This is a genomic window from Pseudoalteromonas sp. SG43-7 (assembly GCF_014164295.1).
GTDB lineage: Bacteria > Pseudomonadota > Gammaproteobacteria > Enterobacterales > Alteromonadaceae > Pseudoalteromonas > Pseudoalteromonas rhizosphaerae.
Genome location: NZ_JACJEY010000121.1, coordinates 1 through 2,515 on the forward strand (window position 1 = coordinate 1; position 2,515 = coordinate 2,515).

2 protein-coding genes and 1 pseudogene are annotated in these 2,515 nt (G+C 39.8%); 1 reads left to right on the plus strand and 2 read right to left on the minus strand.

Annotation, left to right across the window (positions count from 1 at the left end; genetic code table 11):
- Positions 1-20: 20 nt before the first annotated feature.
- Positions 21-313: pseudogene (locus H5200_RS24210) on the plus strand (hypothetical protein); the annotation flags it as partial.
- Positions 314-412: 99 nt separating this feature from the next.
- On the opposite strand, the gene H5200_RS22935 reads toward H5200_RS24210, so the two are convergent.
- Both H5200_RS22935 and H5200_RS22940 read right to left on the minus strand, forming a co-directional pair.
- On the minus strand, positions 413-1,138 hold the full coding sequence (locus H5200_RS22935; RefSeq protein ID WP_182740119.1) for a hypothetical protein: 726 nt from the start codon (positions 1,136-1,138) through the stop codon (positions 413-415).
- 665 nt (positions 1,139-1,803) lie between these two features.
- Positions 1,804-2,331, minus strand: a complete 528-nt coding sequence (locus H5200_RS22940) for a CbrC family protein (RefSeq protein ID WP_182762786.1) — start codon at positions 2,329-2,331, stop codon at positions 1,804-1,806.
- Between the last annotated feature and the right edge of the window lie 184 nt (positions 2,332-2,515).

Below are 2,515 nucleotides of genomic sequence, written 5' to 3' on the forward strand. Positions count from 1 at the left end.
TTTATTTTAATTAGCTAACGGTGGATTTAGATCACTGGATCCGCCGTAGGATAAGAATGTGCTACTGGCGGCAGTGGCGCTCTTTATAAAAAATAGCACGCACTAAAGTACGCAGTTTAATGAAACTGGGTGTCAGCGAACGGCTCGCCATAGCCTGTGGTATCACCAGAACCAAAAGTAGGCGCTTGGAAGCGAAGGACCTTGTAGAAGCCCAAAAACAAAAGGAATTAACATTGCGCTAGGCAATGACTTAGATTCACAAGGTTTAGTGTCATTGAGAGGTATTTGGATCAATATTCATTACGGGAGATGAACCGCCCATTGCACTTCCTGCTAATGAAAAACTCATGATGGGTGGTGTGGGGTCTGGAGGTTATATACCTCCGGCTACCCGATTATACGCAAGCTGCGCTTACTGAATTTCTTGCTGCCAATTAACCTTTTGGTAAACTGATTTTTGATTGAAGTTAGTATTACCAGTAGTCGGACCAACATAATAATACATACCACCTGAGAAACCTGCACCAACAACCGAAGTAAGCTGTGTGGGTAAAGCAGCCACTGCATCTTTAGCATTTAAAAATACATTATTTTCGGGGTAAGCGCTTTTAAGAGACGGATCAGATAAAGATTGTATAGACTGGTTGATGATACGGCTTGAAATTGCTTTGTGGGTTTGACCTTTTGCCCAGCCTAACGTTTTTCCAGTAAATATATTAAGTTCATCGCTGTGGCCAGCATAAAATACTTCGTCGCGAATAATTTCACCGTTTACTTCTAAACACCAATCAACAATAACAAAGCTTGCATAACTGGCATTTGTAATAACTTGCGAATAACGGTGAATTTTGGCGTGCACTTTAGCTTTTGTTAATACGTTTGAAGTATTTTGGTTTAGAGTATTTAAGATTGATTGCTGAATTGTATTTTTGTCAGCTGTATCAAAACTTCCCCAATTAAAAGCCCCATATGATTCGTTATCAGCTGTATTTTCATCTGTTATGATTGAAACTGAATTGACGTTAGCACTAAATACTGGAGCGTTTGTTAACAATGGAAACTCAGTTTTACTTGCTGTACCTGTAACTCCGCAACCAGCTAAGATTAGTGATAAAGATAAAAATAGTAGATGTTTCACACGTACTCCATATTTACGTATCGCCGCATCAAGCGGAACCTAACCAACTGTTTAAGTTCCAGTACGCCCGGCATGGGCATTGACTTATGAGGTGAAAGTCCTCTGTAGGAAGATCACCGTTTAAATAGCACACTGTTATTAAACGATAGACACTCGCGAATGGCAAGGGCTAAATCGCGAGAGATAGTCTGAAGGAAGCCGCTAGCATTCTTTATAAAAGTAAGTGCGAGCTGATGAACAAAAACATCATATGAGGCATAGGCGGAAGACGAGCTAATACAAAATAGCGAAGTCATGTGATCTAACGGCCGCTGTAGGGTAATAATGTGCTACTGGCGGCAATGGCGCTCTTTCCAAAGGAATAGCCCCAAAGTACGCAGTTTAATGAAATTGGGTGTTAGTGAGCGACTCGCCATAGCATGTGGTATCACCAGTACCAAAAGTAGGCGCTTGGAAGCGAAAGCCCTTGTCGAAGCTCAAAAAAAGGAATTAACATTGCGCTAGGCAATAACTACTTAGCGTCACAAGGCTTAGTGTCATTGACAGATATTTGGATACATATTCATTACGGGAGATGAACCGCCCATTGCACTTTCTGTTAATAAAAAGTGCATGATGGGTGGTGTGGGGCAAGAGGTTAAAGACCTCCGGCTACCCGATTAGCTTTAGTCACAGTCTGTGTAGAATTTATTTTGACCACAATGCCTACATTTAAATTTGTAAACTGCAAAATTATTGCCCGGAACATATGATTGAACAATACTAGGCCAAAGGTCTTTAGAAATATATTCTTCTTTTAAGAAGGCTTCTAGTTGCTCGCCTTCCAGTGATTCTAAGTCTGACTTTTGAGCATCACCATGAAATTCACATGCGTCGTTACAATGAGATAACCACCGCTCTTGCTGCCAAGAAATGAAACTTGGAGTTCTTTCACATACCTCTTTGACGATTTCTTTATCAATACCATTTGATAGTAGAGGATGTGAATCCGAAAACTCGCCATCAAACTTTTTTGCAGCAGAGCCATCTGATATACACCATGGGCAGATAATTTCTATCTCATCTATTGCGTAAATTGTTGATTCAGCTTTGTAGCCTTTTGAAAGACCGCAGCATTCGCATTCTTCATTAGTTTCAACAATTGCACCCGTTCCAACTGGGTCAGGGTGATACTTGAATTTGGGTAATTCCATGTACTCTCCAAAAAGAAGCTAAAAGCTTATTGAACACCATTTTGGTGGTTTATAATACACCAAAACGGCTATATTACATATGTTGATAATTTCACCAATAATTACTTTTGTAAAACAAGTAATTAAAATAGCAAAAATTCAAGACTTGTTATTTTCCCCAAAACAGTGGTTAATAATGTCTGAT